The organism is Ornithinicoccus halotolerans (genome assembly GCF_009602535.1).
GTDB classification, from domain to species: Bacteria; Actinomycetota; Actinomycetes; order Actinomycetales; family Dermatophilaceae; genus Ornithinicoccus; species Ornithinicoccus halotolerans.
Genome location: NZ_WIQI01000027.1, coordinates 1 through 20,516, shown reverse-complemented (window position 1 = coordinate 20,516; position 20,516 = coordinate 1). Strand labels below are relative to the sequence as shown.

General features: G+C 73.1%; 18 protein-coding genes. 7 read left to right on the top strand and 11 right to left on the bottom strand.

Annotated features, from left to right (window positions below):
• The first annotated feature begins 2 nt into the window (after positions 1-2).
• Positions 3-1,166 carry an acyl-CoA dehydrogenase family protein gene (locus GFJ45_RS07170; RefSeq protein WP_153395626.1) on the top strand — a complete coding sequence of 388 codons (1,164 nt, stop codon included), beginning with the start codon at positions 3-5 and terminating at the stop codon, positions 1,164-1,166.
• 13 nt (positions 1,167-1,179) lie between these two features.
• On the opposite strand, the gene GFJ45_RS07165 is transcribed toward GFJ45_RS07170, so the two are convergent.
• The 5 genes from GFJ45_RS07165 to GFJ45_RS07145 form a co-directional block, all read right to left on the bottom strand.
• Positions 1,180-2,496 (bottom strand): TRAP transporter large permease, encoded by a 1,317-nt coding sequence (locus GFJ45_RS07165; RefSeq protein ID WP_153395624.1) that lies wholly within the window; start codon positions 2,494-2,496, stop codon positions 1,180-1,182.
• Complete coding sequence (locus GFJ45_RS07160) at positions 2,493-3,032, bottom strand: TRAP transporter small permease (protein ID WP_153395622.1); 540 nt, start codon at positions 3,030-3,032, stop codon at positions 2,493-2,495. The genes GFJ45_RS07165 and GFJ45_RS07160 overlap by 4 nt, the downstream gene beginning before the upstream one ends.
• Positions 3,032-4,123: a TRAP transporter substrate-binding protein gene (locus GFJ45_RS07155; protein WP_153395620.1), complete on the bottom strand. Its 1,092-nt coding sequence runs from the start codon at positions 4,121-4,123 to the stop codon at positions 3,032-3,034. Before GFJ45_RS07155 ends, GFJ45_RS07160 begins: the two co-directional genes overlap by 1 nt.
• Positions 4,124-4,213: 90 nt before the next feature.
• A complete protein-coding gene (locus GFJ45_RS07150) occupies positions 4,214-5,377 on the bottom strand; it encodes an acyl-CoA dehydrogenase family protein (RefSeq protein ID WP_228386638.1) in 1,164 nt (387 codons plus the stop codon).
• A gap of 49 nt (positions 5,378-5,426) precedes the next feature.
• Positions 5,427-6,641 carry a CaiB/BaiF CoA transferase family protein gene (locus tag GFJ45_RS07145; RefSeq protein ID WP_153395618.1) on the bottom strand — a complete coding sequence of 405 codons (1,215 nt, stop codon included), beginning with the start codon at positions 6,639-6,641 and terminating at the stop codon, positions 5,427-5,429.
• Positions 6,642-6,785: 144 nt separating this feature from the next.
• On the opposite strand from GFJ45_RS07145, the gene GFJ45_RS07140 reads away from it, so the two are divergent.
• Positions 6,786-7,946, top strand: a complete 1,161-nt coding sequence (locus GFJ45_RS07140; protein ID WP_153395616.1) for an MFS transporter — start codon at positions 6,786-6,788, stop codon at positions 7,944-7,946.
• Positions 7,947-7,997: 51 nt separating this feature from the next.
• Here GFJ45_RS07140 and GFJ45_RS07135 read toward each other — a convergent pair whose 3' ends face one another.
• From GFJ45_RS07135 to GFJ45_RS07125, 3 genes are all read right to left on the bottom strand, one after another.
• The gene (locus tag GFJ45_RS07135) at positions 7,998-8,807 is read right to left on the bottom strand and encodes an HpcH/HpaI aldolase/citrate lyase family protein (protein ID WP_228386634.1); all 810 of its coding nucleotides are present in this window, start codon (positions 8,805-8,807) and stop codon (positions 7,998-8,000) included.
• 82 nt (positions 8,808-8,889) lie between these two features.
• Positions 8,890-9,660, bottom strand: coding sequence for an enoyl-CoA hydratase-related protein (locus tag GFJ45_RS07130; RefSeq protein WP_194288559.1), 771 nt, complete (start codon positions 9,658-9,660; stop codon positions 8,890-8,892).
• The gene (locus GFJ45_RS07125; RefSeq protein WP_194288558.1) at positions 9,657-10,403 is read right to left on the bottom strand and encodes an IclR family transcriptional regulator; all 747 of its coding nucleotides are present in this window, start codon (positions 10,401-10,403) and stop codon (positions 9,657-9,659) included. The genes GFJ45_RS07130 and GFJ45_RS07125 overlap by 4 nt, the downstream gene beginning before the upstream one ends.
• Positions 10,404-10,577: 174 nt before the next feature.
• Between GFJ45_RS07125 and GFJ45_RS07120 the strand changes: the two genes are divergently transcribed.
• The 3 genes from GFJ45_RS07120 to GFJ45_RS07110 are packed head-to-tail and all read left to right on the top strand — an operon-like array spanning position 10,578 to position 13,611.
• Entirely contained in the window at positions 10,578-11,957 is a 1,380-nt protein-coding gene (locus GFJ45_RS07120; RefSeq protein ID WP_194288557.1) for an MmgE/PrpD family protein, read from the top strand.
• The gene (locus tag GFJ45_RS07115; protein WP_153395608.1) at positions 11,954-12,523 is read left to right on the top strand and encodes a MaoC family dehydratase; all 570 of its coding nucleotides are present in this window, start codon (positions 11,954-11,956) and stop codon (positions 12,521-12,523) included. Before GFJ45_RS07120 ends, GFJ45_RS07115 begins: the two co-directional genes overlap by 4 nt.
• A gap of 50 nt (positions 12,524-12,573) precedes the next feature.
• Complete coding sequence (locus GFJ45_RS07110) at positions 12,574-13,611, top strand: LLM class flavin-dependent oxidoreductase (protein ID WP_153395606.1); 1,038 nt, start codon at positions 12,574-12,576, stop codon at positions 13,609-13,611.
• A gap of 125 nt (positions 13,612-13,736) precedes the next feature.
• On the opposite strand, the gene GFJ45_RS07105 is transcribed toward GFJ45_RS07110, so the two are convergent.
• Positions 13,737-16,946, bottom strand: a complete 3,210-nt coding sequence (locus tag GFJ45_RS07105; protein ID WP_153395604.1) for an AfsR/SARP family transcriptional regulator — start codon at positions 16,944-16,946, stop codon at positions 13,737-13,739.
• Between the two features lie 192 nt (positions 16,947-17,138).
• On the opposite strand from GFJ45_RS07105, the gene GFJ45_RS07100 reads away from it, so the two are divergent.
• A complete protein-coding gene (locus GFJ45_RS07100) occupies positions 17,139-18,197 on the top strand; it encodes an alpha/beta fold hydrolase (RefSeq protein ID WP_153395602.1) in 1,059 nt (352 codons plus the stop codon).
• Positions 18,198-18,320: 123 nt separating this feature from the next.
• Here the strand turns inward: GFJ45_RS07100 and GFJ45_RS07095 are convergent, their stop codons facing one another.
• The gene (locus tag GFJ45_RS07095; protein WP_153395600.1) at positions 18,321-18,488 is read right to left on the bottom strand and encodes a hypothetical protein; all 168 of its coding nucleotides are present in this window, start codon (positions 18,486-18,488) and stop codon (positions 18,321-18,323) included.
• A 41-nt stretch (positions 18,489-18,529) separates the two neighbouring features.
• Between GFJ45_RS07095 and GFJ45_RS07090 the strand changes: the two genes are divergently transcribed.
• Positions 18,530-19,558, top strand: a complete 1,029-nt coding sequence (locus GFJ45_RS07090) for a flavin-containing monooxygenase (protein ID WP_194288556.1) — start codon at positions 18,530-18,532, stop codon at positions 19,556-19,558.
• A gap of 406 nt (positions 19,559-19,964) precedes the next feature.
• On the opposite strand, the gene GFJ45_RS16310 is transcribed toward GFJ45_RS07090, so the two are convergent.
• Positions 19,965-20,516 (bottom strand): class I SAM-dependent methyltransferase (locus tag GFJ45_RS16310; RefSeq protein WP_194288555.1); only part of this gene is annotated, 552 nt, incomplete at its 5' end.

The following is a 20,516-nucleotide window of genomic DNA, read 5'->3' as shown; positions in this document are numbered from 1 at the left end:
CCGTGAGCGACTTCGACCTGTTCCGGACCAGCGAGGACCACGAGGCGCTGCGGGAGGCGGTGCGGGAGGTCGCGGAGGACAAGATCGCCCCGCACGCCGCCGCCGTCGACGCCGAGAGCCGATTCCCCCGGGAGGCGCTGGACGCGCTGGTGGCGACCGACTTCCACGCGCCGCACATCGGCGAGGAGTACGGCGGCGTCGGTGCCGACGCGCTCGCGACCTGCATCGTCATCGAGGAGGTCGCCCGCGTCTGTACCTCCTCCTCGCTCATCCCGGCGGTCAACAAGCTGGCGACGGTGCCGCTGATCCTGGCCGGGTCCGAGGAGGTCAAGCAGCGCTACCTGCCGGCTGTCGCCTCGGGGGAGGCGATGATGTCCTACGGCCTGTCCGAGGCCGGCGCGGGTAGCGACACCGCCAGCATGACGTGCCGGGCCGTCGAGCAGCCCGACGGCGGCTGGGTGCTCAACGGCCAGAAGTCCTGGATCACCAACGCCGGAGAGTCCCGCTACTACACGGTGATGGCGGTGACCGAGCCGGACGCGCCCCGCGGCCGCAACGTGTCGGCCTTCGTGGTCGAGCAGGACGACGAGGGGTTCTCGTTCGGCCCGTTGGAGAAAAAGCTGGGGATCAAGGGCTCGCCGACGCGGGAGCTGCTGTTCGAGAACTGCCGGATCCCCGGGGACCGGATGGTGGGCGACCGCGGCGAGGGACTGAAGATCGCGCTGCGGACGCTGGACCACACCCGGGTCACCATCGGCGCCCAGGCCGTCGGCATCGCCCAGGGCGCGCTGGACTTCGCGCGCGGCTACGTCAAGGAGCGCCAGCAGTTCGGCAAGGCGATCGCCGAGTTCCAGGGCGTGCAGTTCATGCTCGCCGACATGGCGATGAAGCTGGAGGCCGCCCGGCAGCTGGTGTACGTGGCCGCCGCCAAGTCCGAGCGCGGCGAGGACGACCTGCCCTTCTTCGGTGCCGCCGCCAAGTGCTACGCCTCCGACGCCGCGATGGAGATCACCACCGACGCCGTCCAGCTGCTCGGCGGCTACGGCTACACCAAGGACTTCCCGGTCGAGCGGATGATGCGCGACGCCAAGATCACCCAGATCTACGAGGGCACCAACCAGATCCAGCGGCTGGTGATGGCGCGGCAGCTGCTCGCCGGGACGTAGCCCCGGCCGCCGCCTACCCGACGAGCACCGAGGGCAGCCAGGTGGCGATCTCGGGCACCGCGACCATGACCATGAGGAGCGCGAACTCCAGCACGATGTAGGGGATGACGCCCCGGATGATCTGGCTGAGCGGGATCTCCGGGGCGACCGACTTCATGGCGAACAGGTTCAGCCCCACCGGTGGGGTGATGACCGCGAGCTCCAGGTTCATCACCAGCAGCACGCCGAACCACAGCGGGTCAAAGCCCAGCGGCTCCACCACCGGCACCAGGACCGGCGTGACCACCAGGAGCAGCGAGGCGGCGTCGACCAGACAGCCGAGCGCGATCAGGACCAGCATGATCGCCACCATGATCAGGAACGGGTGCAGGTCCAGACCGCCGACGAACTCGGCGACCGTGGTGGGCACCCGGGCCAGCACCAGCACCTTGGTGAACACGAACGCAGCGGCGACGATCGCCAACACGGCACAGCTGACCTGGACCGTGGAGACGAGGATGCGGCGCAGGTTCGCCCAGCTCAGCGCCCGGTAGACCACCGCGGCGATGACGAAGGCGGCCAGCGCCCCCACGGCCGCGGCCTCGGTCGGGGTGGCGAAGCCGGTGTAGATCGCTCCCAGGATGCAGACGATCAGCAGCAGCGCCGGGATCACCCGGACGAGGGAGCGGACCTTCTCGTCCCAGCTGAACCGGTCGTCGGAGCGCGGGGCGTTCTCCGGCCGCAGCGTCGCGACGGTGATGATGTAGCCGGCCATCAGCAGGGCCAGCAGCAGCCCGGGGACGATCCCACCGGCGAAGAGCGCGGCCACGCTCACGCCGGTCACCGCCGAGTAGAGGATGAACATCAGGCTCGGCGGGATCAGCATCGCCAGTGCACCCGGTGCCACCACGGCACCGGTGGCGAACGAAGGCTTGTACCCGCGCTCGGTCATCGCCGGCACCGCCATCCGGCCCACGACCGCGACGCCGGACAGGCTGACCCCGGACATCGCACCGAAGGTCGCGCAGGAGCCGACGCTGGCCACGCCCAGGCTGCCGGGAAGCCGGCTCAGCCACGTGTAGCAGGTCTTGAACAGGTCCCGGCCCAGTCCGGTCACCGACAGCGTCTCGCCGATGAGGATGTAGAGCGGGACGGCGACCAGGGTGAAGTTGGCCAGCTGGGCGGTCAGCGACAGCGGGAGGGTCTGCAGGCCGGTGTCCCCGCGGATCAGGTAGAGCCCCAGCACGCCGGCGAAACCCAGGGCCAGGAAGAGCGGGGCGCGGACGAAGATCAGGATGGCCAGGGCGGCCACCGAGATGAGTGCCCCGGTGCCGGGGTCGACGTCGATCATGAGGTGGCAGCCTTGCTCTCGTCCTCCAGGGCGGGTGGGGCGTCGACCGCCGGTGCGGGCGTGACCAGGGCGACCAGGGCCAGCAGCACGCCGCCGAAGGCCATCGGCGCCGACACCACGGAGACCGGGTAGCTGAACGCCCCGGAGGTGCGCAGCCCAGCTGCCGACGCGGAGGTGACCAGGTCCAGCCCGTACCAGCCGAGCACCAGACCGAAGGTCACCGCGACCGCCCGGGTCAGCCAGGCGGCCGCGACCCGGACGGGCCGCGGCAGGTACCCGTAGACGAGGTCGACGGTGATGTGGCTGTCGCGGGCGTACAGGTAGGGCAGCGAGAGGAACGTGATCGCCAGCAGCCCGCTGGAGGCGGTCTGGAAGACCCACTCGCTGGGTCTGCTGAGGACGTACCGGGCGAGCACGTCGTAGCAGATGATCACCATGACCGCGAAGATGCCCAGGGCGGCGAGCGCCCAGGACACCTTCGCGACCAGGTGGACAGCCTGCCGTAGCCGCCGCAGCAGCTCGGTGAGCAGCGTCATCAGGGCTCCATGAGCTCCAGTGCCCGGTCGGCCGTCTCCGGGTCACTGACGGACTCGCGCCACTGGTCCCACGAGGGCTGCACGGCTTCCTGGAAGGCTGTCATCTGCTCCTCGTCCAGCTCGACGATCTCGACGCCCGCGGACTCGATGGCCTCGCGGTACTCGCCCTCGTGCACCTGCACCATGTGGTCGGTGCCCTCCTGGGAGTACACCTCACCAGCCTGGAGCAGCGCCTCCTGGGTGGCCTCGGGCAGGCCGTCGAACCAGTCCGCACGGACGTAGGCGTCGACGCTGTAGGCGCCGAAGGGTGCCGCCGTCCCGTAGCTGATGACCTCCTGCAGGCTCCGGCCCGGGATGGTGCCGATGTAGGACATCAAGCCATCGATGGTGCCCCGCTCCAGCGCCTCGTAGACCTCGGCCGAGCTCATCGTGACCGGGGAGGCGCCGAGCGCCTCCACGGTGCGGCCCTCCAGGGGCCCCGCGACCCGGATCCGCATCCCGCGCAGGTCCTCCGGCGTGGTCACCTGCTTGTCCGCGGTCCAGATCCACTGGAAGGTGGTCGGCATCGTGCCGATGGTCCTCAGGTTCTGCTCCCCGAGCTGCTCGTTGAGGAAGCCCCGCAGCTCCCCGTCGAACGCGAGCGCCTCCCGTTGGGTCTCGAAGTCCTCGTTGACGAAGGGCAGCTCGTACACGCCCAGGATCGGGTAGGTCGAGGAGATGTAGGAGCTGGTCGTGAAGATCAGGTCCGCGACGCCCTGGGTGAGGCCAGGCACGAGCTGGTCGGCCTCCAGCAGGGTCCCCGAGTCGTACCAGTCGAAGGTGATGTTCCCGTCGCTGGCGGTCCCGGCCTCCTCCATGAAGGTCTCGAAGCCGCCGTACAGGTCGTGGTAGGAGGGCGGGATGTAGGTGGCCGCGGTGATCTCGATCGGCTCGACATCCCCACCGGCGTCGTTCTCGGCGCCAGTGCCCTCGCCACCGTCGCCGCCGTCGCCGTCGGAACCACCGCAGGCGGCGGCGAGCACGCCCAGCGCCGCGGCCGCGGCGACGAGCCTCCGTCGGCTACCTCGTGAGGCGGTGCTGGTCTTCTTCATGATTTCCTCCTGTGGTGGTGCGACGACCCGGGTCGGGGCGAGGTAGGGGTCTGCGCATGCCCGGCAGCACGCCGCTGCATCGTGCGACGATCAGAACGACCTCGGCAGTCCGAGCACGTGCTCGCCGAGGTAGGACAGGATCAGGTTGGTGGAGATGGGCGCCACCTGGTAGAGCCGGGTCTCCCGGAACTTGCGCTCGATGTCGTACTCGGTGGCGAACCCGTAGCCGCCGTGGGTCTGCAGCGCCGCGTTCGCCGCCTCCCAGGAGGCGTCCGCCGCCAGCAGCTTGGCCATGTTGGACTCGGCCCCGCACGACTGGCCGCCGTCGAACAGGTCCGCGGCGCGCCACCGCATCAGGTTGGCGGCCGAGAGGTTCGCGTAGCTGCGCGCGAGCGGGAACTGGATGCCCTGGTTCATCCCGATGGGCCGACCGAAGACCTCTCGTTGGTTGGCGTACTCCGTGGAGCGCTCCAGGAACCACCGGCCGTCCCCGATGCACTCGGCCGCGATGAGGATCCGCTCGGCGTTCATGCCGTCGAGCACGCACTTCAGGCCACGGCCCTCCTCTCCCACCAGCGCGTCGGCGGGGATCTCCATGTCGTCGAAGAAGAGCTCGTTGGTCTCGTGGTTCACCATGGTGTGGATCGGCCGGACCGTCAGCCCCTGCACCTCCCGGATGTCGACGAGGAACAGCGACAGGCCGTGGGAGCGCCTCTCCACCTCGGCCCTCGGCGTCGTCCGGGCCAGCAGCAGCATCAGGTCCGAGTGCTGCACCCGGGAGGTCCACACCTTCTGCCCGTTGACGACGTAGCGGTCTCCCCGGCGCACGGCCGTGGTGCGGATGCTGGTCGTGTCGGTCCCGGCGGTCGGTTCGGTCACGCCGAACGCCTGCAGCCGCAGCTCACCACTGGCGATCCCCGGCAGGTACCGGCGCTTCTGCTCCTCGCTGCCGTGCCTGAGCACCGCGCCCATGGTGTAAAGCTGCGCGTGCGCGGGACCGCCGTTACCGCCGTGCCGGTTGATCTCCTCCAGGACGACCGAGGCGTCACCCAGCCCGAGGCCCAGGCCCCCGTACTCCTCGGGCACCAGGGCACCAAGCAACCCGGTCCTGGTCAGCGCGTCGACGAACGCCTCTGGGTAGCGGTGCTCGGCGTCCACCTCGCGCCAGTACTCGTCGGGGAAGTCCGCGCACACCCGGGCCACCAGCCCGGCCAGGTCGCGGCGGATCTCGGAGTCGGCGTGGTCATTCAGCACGGTCCGCTCCTGTCGCTGCTCTCAGCATGCGTCTCTTCCTCCAGGTGTCTCACGCCGACAGGCCCTGCTGCCGCATCCGCTGCGTGTCCTCGACGGTGTACCCGAGCCACCGAAGCACGCTGTCGGTGTGCGCTCCGAGCTCGGGTACCGGGTCCATCCGTGGGTCTGCGCCGCGCGGCACGACCGGCGGCACCAGCGCGGGCACCTGACCGACGGGTGAGTCCACGTCCCGCCAGCGGCCGCGTGCTCGCAGCTGGGGATGGTCCGCGAGGTCGGTGACCTCGGTGACGTGGGCGGAGGCGATCTCGGCGCGGTCCAGCAACGCCACCGCCTCCTCGACCGTCAGGGCCGCCAGCCGGTCTCCCACCAGCCGCTGCAGCTCGGGCCGGTTGGCCACCCGCGCGCTCATGGTGCAGAACCTGGGGTCCTCGGCGGGTCCCTCGTCGCCCAGCACGACCCCGCAGAACCGCCGCCACTCGCGCTCGCTCTGCACCGCGAGCAGCACCTCGTGACCGTCCTTGGTCCGGAAGGCGCCGTAGGGGGCGATCGTCGGGTGGCTGGTCCCCATCCGGGCCGGCGCGGTCCCGCCGTACTCGGTGTAGTAGAGGGGGTAGCTCATCCACTCGACGAGGGAGTCGAAGAGCGAGACGTCGAGGACCGTGCCCTCTCCGGTCCGCTCCCGCTCCAGCAGTGCGGCGAGTACGCCCGAGTAGGCGTACATCCCGCCGGCGATGTCGGCGATCGAGGTGCCGACCTTGGCCGGCTCCTGGGGCGTGCCAGTCAGGGAGATGATCCCGGCCTCCCCCTGAACCAGCAGGTCGTAGGCCTTCCGGTCGCGGTAGGGCCCGTCCTGGCCGTAGCCGGAGATGTTGCACACGACGAGCCGGGGATGGTCGGCGCGCAGCCGGTCGCTGTCCAGGCCGAGCCGCTCGGCCGCGCCCGGTGCGAGGTTCTGGACCAGGACGTCCGCCCGGGACACCAGCCGCTCCAGCACCGCCGGTGCGTCCGGGTGCTTGAGGTCCAGGGCGATCGACTCCTTGGACCGGTTCGCCCAGAAGAAGGCGCTGGACATGCCCTGCACCGTCTCGTCGTAGCCGCGGGCGAAGTCGCCGGTCCCGGGGCGCTCGATCTTGATCACGCGGGCACCGAGGTCCGCGAGCTGGCGGGTCGCGAACGGCCCGGCGACCGCCTGCTCCAGCGCGAGCACGACCACCCCGGCCAGCGGCCGGCCCCTGACCCCCGCCTCGGCCGTCCGAGGTGGCATCGCCCTCGATGTCACGCAGCGTCCTTCCTGCCGGTGTCCCCAACGGCTGTTCCGCCTGGCGGTACGCTGTTCCAGGCTGCGGTTCCCTTACCTTCGCCTGCCGCCCCGGCGGTGTCAAGGGTGGGGCCCATACCATCCAGGGTCATGCCCCGCCTGCTCCTGGTCGCCATCGCGGTCGCCACCCTCGGCGCGCTGCCCCCCTTCCTGCTGGGTGCCCAGTTCGTGCTCGTCGGCCAGGAGCTGGCGCTCGACGAGCGCGACCTCGGGGTCGCCGTCGGTGTCTTCTTCGCCGCCGCGGCCGTCGCCTCCGCGCCGGCGGGCTCCCTCGCCGACCGACTCGGCCCGCGACGGGGCATGGTCCTGGCCGGCGCGCTGGCCGTGGCGGCCGCGCTCACCATGGCCGTCCTGGTGGGCTCCCTGGCCGGACTGCTGGTGGGCCTCGCGCTGGCCGGCGTGGCCAACGCGGCGCTGCAGATGACGGCCAACGCCACGTTGGCCCGCTCCATCCCCACCGGGCGCCGGGGACTCGCCTTCGGCGTCAAGCAGGCCGCCGTGCCCGTCGCGATCCTCCTCGGCGGGCTGGCCGTCCCGACGGTCGGCATCGCCCTCGGGTGGCGCTGGACCTACGGCATGGTCGCCGCCGGAGCCGCCGTCGTCGTGCTGCTGGCCGCCACCCGCACCGGAACGGGCCGCGCCGGGCGGTCCGCGTCCGTGGGCGCCCAGGCGGCGCCACGCCGGGCGCTCCTCGTCACTGCGGGTGGCACGACACTCGCGAACGGGGCCGCCAACTCGCTCGGAGCCTTTCTGCCCGCCTGGGCCTTCAGCCAGGGGATGTCGGCCGGTGACAGCGGGCTGCTGCTGGCGGTGGGCGCCGGCGCCTGCGCCGCGGGAAGGGTCCTGGCCGGCCTGTCCGCCGACCGCCGCGAGGGCGGGAACATCCCCGTCGTCGCCGCGCAGCTGCTCGGCGGCGCCGTGGGCTTCGTGCTGCTGGCCCAGGAGGGGCTGGCGCTGCTGGTCCTCGGGGCGCTCGTCGCCTTCGGCGTGGGGTGGTCGTGGCCGGGCCTGCTCATCTTCGCCGTCGTGCGGGTGGGCCGGGATAGGCCCGCGGTGGCCTCCAGCGCGGTGCAGGCGGGCGGCTTCCTGGGTGGGGCGGCCGGGCCGCCGCTGTTCGGCTGGCTGGTGGTGACGACGTCCTACGAGACGGGGTGGTTCGCCGGGGCGGTGGCGCTGGTGGTGGCAGCGGCACTGCTGCTCTACGCGCGCGGGATGTTCCTGCGCGACCTGGCCGTCCGACCGCTGGGGTGACCGGCTCGGCAGGTCCGGCAGTCGCTCGCCGCGCCCGCCCCGCTCGGCGCATCAGCCCTCGGCAGCGGTGGCGGCGCGGTGCCGGTCCAGCACCCGCTGCGCCTGGGCGATGACCGGCGCGTCGACCATCCCGCCGTCCACCCGGCCCACCCCCGCCTGGGCCACCTCCAGCACCCGGGAGGCCCAGTCGACCTCCACCTGGGTCGGGGCAAGTGCCCGGTGCGTCGGAGCCACCTGCCGGGGGTGGATCAGCAGCTTGCCGGAGAAGCCCATCGCCAGCGCGTACCGGGTGTCTTCCTCCGTGGCCTCCTCGTGCTCCAGGTCCGTCGTGACGCCGTCCATCGGCGGGGCGAGCCCGGCCACCCGGGAGGCGAGCACGACCGTGCTGCGGGCATGGGCCACCGCCTCTCGGGTGGGGCTGCAGCCCAGGTCCTGGGCATAGTCCAGATGGCCGAACGCCAGCCGGGCCACCGGTTCGGCCCCGGCCACCTCATGGACCCGGTGCAGGCCGACGGCCGACTCCACGATCGCCAGCACGGGACGGTCCAGCACCCGGCCGACCCGCTCCAGCACGGCCGGGTCCTCGGCCTTGGGCACGATGACCGCCACCAGGCCGGGGGCGCCCCGCAGTGCGGCCAGGTCCTCCTCGTGCCACGCCGTGCCGGCGGGGTTGAGGCGCACCGCTGCCCGTCCTCCGTCGGCCAGCCACTGGGCGACCTGCTGCCGGGCGGTGACCTTCTCCTGCTCGGCGACGGCGTCCTCCAGGTCCAGGATGACCCCGTCCGCCCCGGCGGCCACCGCCTTGCCGAAGCGATCCGGCCGGGTTCCGGGCACGAAGAGCATCGAACGCGCCGCGCGCACCTGGTCAGCTGTCAACGGATCCTCCCGACGTCGTCATCACGCGCGTCCTCGCGGTCTGCTGGTGGTTCCACGGCTGGGCGGGTCAGCGTCCGCTGAAGGTCGCGGGCCGCCGCTGCAGGAACGCCTCGGTGCCCTCGCGGACGTCGTCCGAGGTCCAGCATGCCTCCTCGGCGGCCCGGGCGACGGCCAGTGCATCCGGCGCGGCCATCGGCCGGGCCGCGCGCACCGCGGTCACCGCGGCCCGCAGTGACAGCGGCGCCGAGCAGGTCACCTGGTCGACCAACGCCGCGACCCGCCCGGCCAGCCGCTCGGCCGGCACCACCTCGTCGGCCAAGCCGACCCGTCCGGCCTCCTCTCCCGTCAGCGTCGCCGCCGTGCACAGCATCCGGGTCGCCGCGCCGGGGCCGACCGCGGCGACCAGCTCCTCGACCAGCTCCACCGGGTAGGCCGCGCCCAGCCGCGCCGCCGGCACCGCGAACGTGCTCCCGGTCGTGGCCAGCCGCAGGTCGGCCGCGAGCGCCACCGCCACCCCCGCGCCCAGGCAGTGCCCGTCCACGACCGCCACCACGGGCACCGGCACGCCGCGGATCGCGGTGCACAGCTCCAGCAGCACCCGGTCCACGTCGCCACGGGTGGCCGGGTCGGCCAGCTCGCCGATGTCCGCCCCGGCCGCGAACCCGCCCTCGGCGGCGCCGCGCAGCAGCACGACCCGGACCCCGGCGGGCACCTGCGCCAGCAGTCCCGCGTAGTGGCGCATGGAGGCGGTCGTCAGCGTGTTGCGCCGCCGGGGGTCACCGATCCGCAGCGTCGCCACGTGCCCCTCGACCCGCCAGTGCTCCCTGTCCGTCCTCACAGGCCCGCCCAGGACTCCGCGGCGAGCTGGCGACACACGGTCGCGACTCTCGCCCCGACCGCGGCGATGTCCAGCTCCTCCAGGCGGGCGGCCGGCATCGACAGCGACACGGCGCCGAGCACGGCGCCCTCGGCAGCCACGACCGGAGCGGCCACGGCGGCGATGCCGCTACGCCACTCGCCGCGGTTGACCGCCCAGCCGTCCTCGCGGGCCTGCGCCACGAGCCTCCGCACCTCCTCGTCGTCCTGCAGGGTCACCTCGGTATGCCTCTCGATCGGTCGGGCCAGCAGCGCCTCGAGCAGGTCCGGGGAGGAGACCGACAGCACCGCCCGGCCGGCGGCGCTGGAGGCCATCGGCGCGCGGGTCCCCAGCTCGAGGAAGGTGCGCAGCGAGTTGGTGCCGTCCACCCGGGTCACCACCAGCACGGTGGGGAAGTCGGGGACCGTGAGGTGGACCGTCTCGCCGTAGGCGTCCCGTAGCTCGGTCAGCAACACCCGCGCCCGCTCGGTCAGCGGTGGCGCCCCCACACCGGCCAGGCCGACCCGGAACGCCCGGCGTGACACCCGCCAGCCACCGCCGGCGCGGTCGTGCGGCTCGGCCCACCCGGACTCACGCAGCGTCGCCAGGATGCGGTGCACGGAGGTCTTGGGCATCTCCAACCGACGAGCCAGGTCCGAGACGCCGACCGGTTGCGCGAGCGCCAGCTCCTCCAGCAGCCGCAGCGCGCTGCGCACCGCCTGCACGCCGCCCGAGCCTGTGGGAGCCCTTGACATCCGACCGCCTCTCACTAGTCTGACCTGGGTACCGTAGCGCGGAACATCGTTCCACTCAACGGAACACCCTCGAAGCGTCGCGGCTGCGAGCCGCCCAGGTCGAGTCTCCCGCTCCGCCTGGCAACTCCCGGGAGGTGGTGTGGCGTGAGGATCCCCGACCCCGCCGGGTTCACGACGCGGCTGGCCGTGCAGTCGCTGGGCTGGTCGCCGGACGGCCCGGCCCGCGAGGCGGTGCTCACCCTGGCCGAGCGGGCAGTGCTCGACACCGTGGCCGTGGGCGTGGCCGCCCGCGAGGACCCGACCGTCCGTGCCTGCCTGGCCGGTCTGGGCTCGCTCGCCCCGGGCAGGGCGACCGTGCTGGCCACCGGCCGATCGGCCGCACCGCGGGATGCCGCCCTGGTCGGTGGGCTGCTGTGCCACGCCTTCGACTACGACGACGTCGACACCCCCACCATCAGCCACCCCAGCACTGTCCTGGTGCCGGCGCTGCTGGCCGTGGCCGAGGCCGAGGGTCACAGCCCGGAGCAGGTGCTGCTCGGCTACGGCGCCGGACTGCTCGCCCAGCGCACCGTCGCCGCCGAGCTCGGCGGCATCGAGGGCCACTACTCGGCCGGCTGGCACGCGACCGGCACGATCGGCACGCTCAGCGCCACGGCCGCGCTTGCCCGGTTGCGCGGACTGGACGAAGGCGCCGGCCGGCACGCCCTGGGGATAGCCGGTTCGCTGGCCATGGGCAGCCGGCAGAACTTCGGCACCATGACCAAGCCACTGCACGCCGGCATCGCCTCGGCCAACGCCGTGCTCGCCACCGACCTCGCGGCGGCCGGCTTCACCGCCGACCCCGACCAGCTCGAGGGTGGCTTCGGGTTCCTGCGGCTGCACCACGGCCGGCCGGCCGAGGACGCTGCCACGGTCGCCGGGCCCGACATCCTCGGGGTGGACGTCAAGCTCTACCCCTGCTGCTACTACACCCACCCCACCGCCAACGCCGTCCTGGACCTGGTCGGCCAGGGCCTGCGCGTCGGTGACGTCGCGCGCGTCGACGTCACCGTGCACCCCGGCGGGCTGAGCGCCCTCATCCACCCCCGGCCCACCACCGGGCTGCAGGGCAAGTTCTCGATGGAGTACGTCGTCGCCGCAGCACTGCTGGACGGCCGGCTGACGCTGCGGACGTTCACCGACGAGCAGGTCCGGCGAGCCGAGGTCCCACCCCTGCTGGAGCTGGTCCACCCCACCACGGCCGAGGAGCCGCCGTTCGGGGGGCCGAGAGATGGGTGGTACGCCACCGTCGAGGTCACCACCACCGACGGCCGGGTGCTGCGTGAGCGGGTGGACCGACCCCGCGGGCACGCCACCCGACCGGTCGAGGAGGCCGACCTGGTGGCGAAGGCCGGCGACTGCCTGGACTGGGGCGGGTTGGAGCAGTCCCTGGCCGAGTCCCTCATCCACTCGCTCCGCGACCTGCGGCAGGCCGAGTCGGTCGGGGCGGCACTGGCACCGTTGCGCGAGGAGGTACACCCATGACCGCAGGCCCCGGGTCACCCGCCGAGCCCGTCCCGACCCCCGGCTGGACCGGCCGTTACTTCGAGGACTTCGAGGTCGGTGCGGTCTACGAGCACGACGCGGGCCGGACCGTCACCACCACCGACAACATGTGGTTCACGCTGCTCACCCAGAACACGGCGCCCATCCACGTCGACCACGAGTACGCCAAGCGCACCGAGTTCGGCCGGCCGCTGATGAACTCGGCGTTCACGCTTGCGCTGGTGACCGGCCAGACCGTCACCGACATCTCGCTCAATGTCTTCGCCAACCTGGCCTGGGACAAGATCACGCTGCCGCACCCGGTCTTCGAGGGCGACACCATCCGTAGCCGCAGCAAGGTGCTTGGCGTGCGCCCCTCCAGCTCGCGGCCGAGCGTGGGCATCGTCCACGTCTACACCGAGGGCTACAACCAGGACGGCGTCGTCGTGGTCAGCTTCGAGCGCAAGGTCATGGTCTACCGCCGCGGCCACGGCCCCCGCGCCGAGCAGGCCCACCTGCGGCCGAGCACCCCGCTGCCCGCCACGCCCGAGGAGGGCGCCCAGTGATCTGCCACGCTCGGCGCCTCCGCCGGTGACCGGACTCTGAAGGGACCACCGTGGAGCTCAACCTGCTGCTGTGCAGCCAGTTCACCGCCGAGCAGGACCCGGCCGCCGGGTTCGAGGACCAGCTCGAGCAGGTCCGGCTGGTCCGCGACGCCGGCTTCGGGGCCGTCTTCGCCTCCCAGCACTACCTGGCCCACCCGTTCCAGTACCTCCACCCGCTGCCGGTGCTGGCACGGATCGTGCCCGAGCTCGGGTCGATGCGGATGGGGACCGCGATCAGCCTGCTCGCCCTGCCGAGTCCGGTCGACCTCGCCGAGCAGGTGGCCACCCTCGACATCATCAGCGGCGGGCGGATGACGCTCGGCGTGGGGCTGGGGTACCGGGACGTCGAGTTCGCCGCCTTCGGGCTCGGGGCCGAGGGGCGGCTGCGCCGGTTCCTGGACAACCTGGACCTGGTGCGCCGGCTGCTGTCCCAGGAGCGGGTCACCTTCGAGGCCGAGCACGCCCGGCTGGATGACGTCCCGATCGCGCTGCGGCCGGTGCAGCGACCTCACCCGCCGGTCTGGATGGCCGGGCACACCGACGCCGCCATCCGGCGGGCCGCCCGCCGCGGCCTGCCCTGGGTGGCGGCAGCTGCCCACGTCGACGAGGGCTACCTGGCCCACCAGGTGCAGGTCTACCGGGATGCCTGCCGCGAGAACGGTCACGAGGACCTGGACCTGCCGCTGCTGCAGGAGCTGTACGTGGCCCCCACCGAGGAGCGTGCCCTGGAGGTGGTGCGCCGCTCGCTGGCGGTGAAGTACCGCGCCTACCAGGCGTGGGGGCAAGACAGCGTGCTGCCGGAGAGCCAGAGCTTCGACCGGGAGTTCGAGGAGCTGCGGCAGGGCCGCTTCCTCATCGGCGACCCCCGCCAGGTCGCAGACCGCATCAACCGCCTGGTCGCCACTGCCTCACCCAGCCACCTGATGCTGCGGATGCAGTGGCCCGGCATGACCCGCGAGGAGACGCTCGCGAGCATGGAGCTCTTCGCCGAGCAGGTGATCCCGCTGCTGGCTACCGACATCACCGGGCCCACCTCCGGTCCGCGGTAGGGAGCATCGCGTCGGGACCCCCGGACTGACCGGCATCCGCGCTGGGACCGCGCCGCCTCCCCGTGCGACCGGGCCGGCTCCCTGCGGTCTTCCTGGCCCGTGACCGCCCCCGCGGACGCACGCGGTCACCGGCGACCGTGTCGCCGGGCCAGCGTGGTGACCAGGTCGAGGGCGGCCTGGGTGGTCATCCTGCGACCCGCCTCCATTGCGCGTTCGGCGCTGTGGCCGAGCAGCTCGCTGACGTGGTCCGCCGTCCGCTGGGCCTCGATGCCGCCCACCACGCTTCGTCGGCCACCGTACGGGGTGCGCAGCGCCTCAGCAGCTCCGAGCAGGCTGGCCGCTTCGGTCGTCAGGCAGGCGGCGGCCACCGCGGCCGCCAGACCCTCCAGGCCGCGCGCGAGCGCGTCGACTGACCCGACCTCGTGGGCCGCGCGCACACCGTCAGCGTGGTAGCGCACGGCCTGTCCGATGTCATCGGCGTCGAGGGCCAGGTGGCCCAGTCCCCAGTGGGCGAGCAGGGCTCCGAAGGGGAGGCCAGCAAGGTCCTCAGCGACGGCATCCTGGTAGGCCTGCGCGGCAGCCTCCCGGTGACCGGCCACGCTCAGTACGTAGCCGGTCGCCGCGGCGACCATGGCCCGACCCGGAGCACCGGCTGAGCTGGCCCGTTCGGCGACGCTGAGGTGCTCCCGAGCGGCGTCGGCCGCACCGTCCAGGGCGGCGGCCATCGCCAGGATGCACCGGAGCTGGACGTCGGCGGCGTCGCGTGGCCTCGTCCGCGGACGGTGCAGCGCCGCCTGTCCTGCCGTGCGGAGGGCCGCGGCGTCGCCTCGGACCTCGGCCAGTTGGACCAGGCTCGCTTGGGCCCAGCTGGCCCACCAGGCTCCGTGCTCCTCGAGCAGGCGGTGAGCCTGACCGAGCCGGACCAGCGCGGGGTCCAGCGCTCCGGTCACACTGAGCAGCTGTGCTTCGAGAAGCCGCCAGGCACCCTCGAGCCAGCCGCCCGGGTGCTGTGCGGCAGCCACCTCCAAGGCGCCGGTCACGTCTCCGCGCAGCGCCCGGTGGTTCGCGGCGAACAGGCCCGCGAGGTGGGGCGTGACCTCATCATCGGCGGCTGTGCGCGCCCGCTGGGCCCATCGGCTGCCCGTGTCAGAAGCTGGTCGGCCGACGCGCAGCGCCGAGGCCCAGAGCATGGCCTGCGCGTCCGCCGCGCCGATGTCGGGCTCGGACGGCTCGCCCAGGGCGCTGTCGAGCCAGCGCACGCCTTCCGCCGCGGCGCCGGTGAGGTACCAGGTCCAACCCAGCGCCCCCGCCAGCCGCTGAGCCCCAGTGCGGTCGCCGCGGCTGAGTCGCCAGCGCAGCGCCTGTCGCGCCTCGGGAAGCCACGAAGCCTGTTCCTCGATGTCGACTGCCCAGTGACTCGCGGTGGTGCGGTCGGTGGCCCGCACCGCCTCCTCCACCGCGGCGGCGTGAGCGTCCCGCACGACCTCCTGCAGACCACTGTCGGCCAGCCGCTGCAGGCCGTGCTGGCGCACCGGGTGCAGCATCCGGTAGGCCGTCCGGCCAGCTGTCCTGTCGGGCTGGAGGAGGGACCGGTCGACCAGGTCGGTGACCGCGCCCAGACCGGTGAAGCGGGCCCCGGCCGCGGGCAACAGCCTCTCCAGCAGGGACAGGTCGAAGGGCCCGGCTGGCACAGCCGCGGCCATCCAGGCCCGTCGCTCCGCATCGTCGAGCAGGTCCCAGCTCCACCCCAACGTCCGGTGCATCGTCCGGTGCCGGTCGGGCAGGGCTCTGCGGCGTTCGTCAGCGAGTACGTCGGCGTCATCGAGACGGTGCAGGAGCCCGTCCACGCCCAGGGCGCGGACCCGGGCGGCGGCCAGCTCGAGTGCGAGGGGGACCCCGTCCAGGCGGCGCACCACCTCGGCCACGGCAGGAGCCGTGGCGTCGTCGATCTCGAAGCCCAGGTCTGCCGCCCGGGCCCGGTTGCGGAACAGCTCGACGGCGGCCCAACGCCTCGCCGCAGCAGCGGACGGGGCTGCTCCCGGTGGCACGGGCAGCGCCTCCAGCGGCAGCACGACCTCCCCGTCCACACCGAGTGCCTCACGACTGGTGACGAGCATGCGGGCAGCGCCACAGCCCGCGAGGACGTCTTCCACCAGACCGGCGACAGCCCTCAGCACGTGCTCGGCGTTGTCGAGCACCAGCAGCGTCGGGCTGGTGCCGACGTGTCGTTGCAGCACTGCTGCTGGCTCGCCCACGGCTCCGAGCGAGCGGTCAACGCCGAAGGCTTGCAGCACGGCAGCAGGCACATCGCCCGGATCCGCACCGGCCAGCTCCACCACGACGACCTGCTGGCCCCGTTGACCAGCGGCGAGGTCGTGCGCCGCCTGCAGGGCCAGCCGGGTCTTGCCGACCCCACCGGGACCGGTGACGGTGACCAGGCGCCGGCTGCTCAGGGCCTCCTGCAACCGGGCGAGGTCACCGTCGCGGCCCAGCAGCGGACCAGTCGGGGCGGGTACCGGGCGGGGGAGCGTGGGTGCCGGCGCAGGGGCCACCGAGGGCGACCAGGGGGGCCCGGCGTGCACGCTGGGGCGAAGGCGTTGGGCCAGCACGTCGGCCTGTGCCTCTTGCAGCATCGGTGAGGGGTCGATCCCGAGCTCCTCGGCCAGGAGGGCCCGGCCCGCGGCGTAGACCTGTAGCGCCTCTGCCTGTCGCCCGGCCGCGGCCAGGGCGCGCATCCACTGGGCGCGTAGCCGCTCCCGCAGCGGGTGCTCAGCCACCAGGTCCGCCAGCTCACCCACCAGTTCGGTGTGTCGGCCCAGCGCCATGGCGGCCTCGATGCGCTCCTCCACGGCGACGGTGCGCAACTCCCGCAGCCGGTCGGCCTCACGTCCTGCCCACGCGGTGTCCATGCCGATCAGGGGTTCCCCGCGCCAGAGCGCGAGCGCTTCGTGCAGCGACTTCTCGGCCTCCTCCGCGCGGCCCTGGTGCAGGTGGGCGCGACCAACGGCCAGGAGATCCTCGAAGCGGGTCGCGTCGACGGTCTCCCGGCTGGCGGCCAGCATGTACCCGCTGCCGGCGGTGACCAGCGTGTCCGGCCCGTGGCGGCCCAGCCGCCGTCTGAGCTTGACGACCTGCTGCTGCAGGGCGTTGCCCGGGTGGGCTGGCTGGTCCTCGCCCCAGAGCTCGTCGACCAGCCGTTCGGCGGACACGGTCTGACCGGCACGGCAGATGAGCAGCGCGAGCAGCTGGCCCTGACGTCCGCCAGGGGCGGGCACCGGGCGGTCGTCGACGAGCACCCGCAGCGGGCCGAGGATGCCGAAGAAGATCTCGCCCACGGCACGTCACCGTAGGCCGCTGCCCACCGGTAGCACCAGAGAGGTGGACAAGACGCTGGGCCCACACGGTGCGGATCCGGGGGACAGCGGGTGGTCAGCGGTGGACGAGCAAGGAACAGCGAACGGACAGCCGAGGGAAAGAGGCGTCGCCGAACGTGGAGGCACAACAACGACCCCCCACCAGGAGCGATCATGCCGGTTCCCACCCAGACGACCCCCACTCTCCCCGCGAGCAAGCAGGACGCCACCCGCCGGATGTCCCGCACCCGGCGGCTGGCCCGCACTGTGGCTGCCGCCCTCGCCGGCGTCCTTGCCCTGTCCGTGGCCGGAACCGGGATCCAAGCCTTCGCCGAACACCGCGAGCGGAGCAACCACCCCGCGCCCGGCACCTTGGTCGAGCTGCCGGACGGAAGGGACCTCCACGTGCAGGTGCAGGGGGGAGAGCAGGAAGGGCCGACCATCGTCCTGGAGAGCGGCGCCGGTGCCTCCTCCGTGGCATGGGCCTGGGTGCAGCCTGCCCTGGCCCGCCACGCGACTGTGGTGTCCTACGACCGGGCCGGCACCGGTTGGAGCGACGGCGACCCGCACGGCACCGACGTCGACGCCGTCATCACTGACCTGCGCTACGCGCTCGGCCAGCTGGACCTGCCCGGCCCGTACGTCCTGGTCGGGCACAGCCTGGGTGGCCACTACGTGCGCGCCTTCGCCGCCCAGCACACCGATGAGGTGGCCGGGATGGTGCTGGTCGACCCCTCTCACGAGGAAGCGACCGCGGTCACCGGGATGGACCCCGCCGCCATGGCACCCATGTTCGCGGTGTACCGGGCCGCGACCCGGCTCGGCCTGACCCGGCTGTACGACCCGTTCGAGGGTGACGTCCCGCTGCTGCCCGAGCCGCAGCGCCAGCAGGCGCTGGGCCAGCAGCACAGCACCACAGGGGCGGCCGCGCTGGCTGCCGAGATGGCCGCCGTCGACACCGTCGGAGCCACCCTGCCCTCGGGCCAGGCACTGGGCGACCTGCCGCTGCACGTGGTCATCGCCGGCGGCGGAGCCACGGACGCCGACGACCGGGCGGTGATGGACTCGTTCGTCGAGCTACGCCAGGGCCTGACCGCGCTCTCCTCACAGGGCACCAGCACCGTCCTGGACAGCGCCACCCATGTCAGCATCGTGACCGACCAAGCACACGCCCAGACCGTCACCGACGCCGTGCTCGACGTGCTGGACCAGGCACGTTCCACCACCCCGTGACCCGAGCCAGTGGCCTGCCCTCCGCGACCCGACAAGCACCTCGTCCGCGTCTTCGCTCGCGAGGCCCAAGGACGCACCGGAGGCCCCGTCGGACGTGAGCCAGCAGCCCTCGTCCCGGGCGTCTCAGCGAGGGAAGCCGATGCCCTCATCGACCGGCTCCTCACCTCCGCTGCTCCACAGCTCACCCTCCCCGTACTCGGGGAGGGTGGGTCCGACCTCCGCATCGGCGAGCTCGTCGTCATCTGCGACGGCGCCGGCCGACCGCAGGTCCTCGCCGAAACCCTCCCTCATGCCACGCCGAGCACGCTGCTGGTGCGAGTGGTCTACCCGACGTGACCACCCGGCGACCGAGCCCCACGCCGCCCGCCAAGACCCCCCAGTGGGGGGATGGGGCAGGGTGGCTCCCACCCGGCACCGTGCGGGCATGGACACGCACCAGCGGACGCCGTCGCCCCCCGCCCGGGGGGGACACTGACGCCGACGTCGTCGTCATCGGGAGCGGCCCGGCGGGGCTCGCGAGCGCCGCGGAGCTCGTGGGGCGCGGTGTGCGGGCCGTCGTCCTGGAGCGCGGCCCGGCCGTGGGCGCGGCGTGGCGCAGCCGCTACGACGGGCTGCGGTTCAACACCTCCCGGCGGGCCAGCGCACTGCCCAGGCACTCGTTCCCGCGCGGCTGGGGCCAGTTTCCCACACGCGACCAGTACGTGTCCTACCTGGAGGACTACGCGGCAGGGCACCGGATCGACGTCCGGACCGGCGTGGAGGCCGTGCGGGTCGAGCGGGAGGAGTGCGGGTGGCTGGTCCGCACCGTGACCGGCCAGGTGGTCAACGCGGCCCACGTCGTCGTGGCGACGGGCATCTGTCAGCAGCCGTCGTTCCCGGACTGGGCGCGCGGGCACCACTTCGCCGGGCCGGTGCTGCACGCGTCGGACTACCGCAACGCCGCTCCGTTCCGCGGTCACCGGGTCGTGCTGGTCGGTGCCGGCTCCACCGGCATGGAGATCGCCCATGAGCTCGCCCGTGGCGGCGCCGCGGCCGTCAGCCTGTCCGTCCGCACGCCGCCGAACGTGCTGCTGCGGCGGGTCGGCGGCCTGCCAGGAGACTGGCCGGTCCCGCTTCTGCTCCGGCTCCGGACCGGCGTGGTGGACCCGATGCTTGCCGCCCTGCAGCGCGTCGTGATCGGCGACCTGCGCCGGTACGGGCTTCCTCGGCCGACGCAGGGCTGCATCGCCGGCTTGCGGGCCCGGGGTGCCGGCACCGCGGTCGTCGACCGGGAGGTGGTGGAGGGCATCCGGGCGGGCCTCGTTCGCGTGGTTCCAGCAGTGGTTGGGCTCACCCGTTCCGGGGTGTGCTCGTCCCCGTGACCGGCAGGCCGGTAGACCCGGCGCCAACGGGTGCTCCTGGTGAGGTCTCCGCCGGTGGCGGCGCTCAACGCCGCCGCCGGCACCTCGCTGCGGGCCAGATCGACGAACTTGGTGACATCGTCCTCGGCCACCTCGCACTCGATGAGGGCCAGGTGCTGGTCCCGGGAGACGCCCTCTGCGTGGACGGCGTTGGGCAGCAGCGTCTCAGGGTCGACCAGCAGCCAGCCCGCGGCGTCGTACGGCACGGCGGCGCGTACCAGTCCGGCGACCAGCTCCAGCAGCTGCAGCGGGTCCTGCGCGCGGGCACAGATCCGCCCGGCCCGGGCGACCAGCTGGACGGTGTGCCGCGGTGGGGACGGCATGCCCAACCATCCTCCACCGGCCGCGAAGTGCTGTCCAGGCCCGGTCAGCGACCGGTGGCACGCGCGCTGGCCGGACGTGAGATCAGGTGTGCCTTGACGACCAGCAGCTGCCTCGCCGGCAGCTCGTCGAACGGCGGGACCAGGCGCAGCCCCGTCAGGGCCGACGGCGGGCGGCGGGTGAGACGCCGGTGCACGACCCGCCAGCCGCTCTCGCGGTGCAGCCGCTGGTAGTCGCCGATGCGCAGCCGGTTCTGGTAGTGCAGCCGGTTGTTGGCCAGCCGCCAGGCCGGCTCGGGCAGGGTGAGGAAGTGCAGCTCGCTGATGCGCGGGTCGAACCCGGCGTAGTGGTCGGCCAGGTCGATGTAGTGGCTCATCCGGGCCCCCGGCGCGGCGGTGCGGCGGAACTCGGTGAAGATCGCCCGCAGCGTCCCCGGCGGGATGTGCTCCAGGGTGTTGTTGGACACCATCAGGTCGCAGCGCTGTGCCTGCGGGAGGCCGGACAGGTCGCTGGCGTCGCCGACGAGCGGGCGGACGCCCGCGGCGGCCAGCACCTCCGGCGGCGGGGCGCCGTCCGCCAGCGCGGCCCGGGCCGCGTC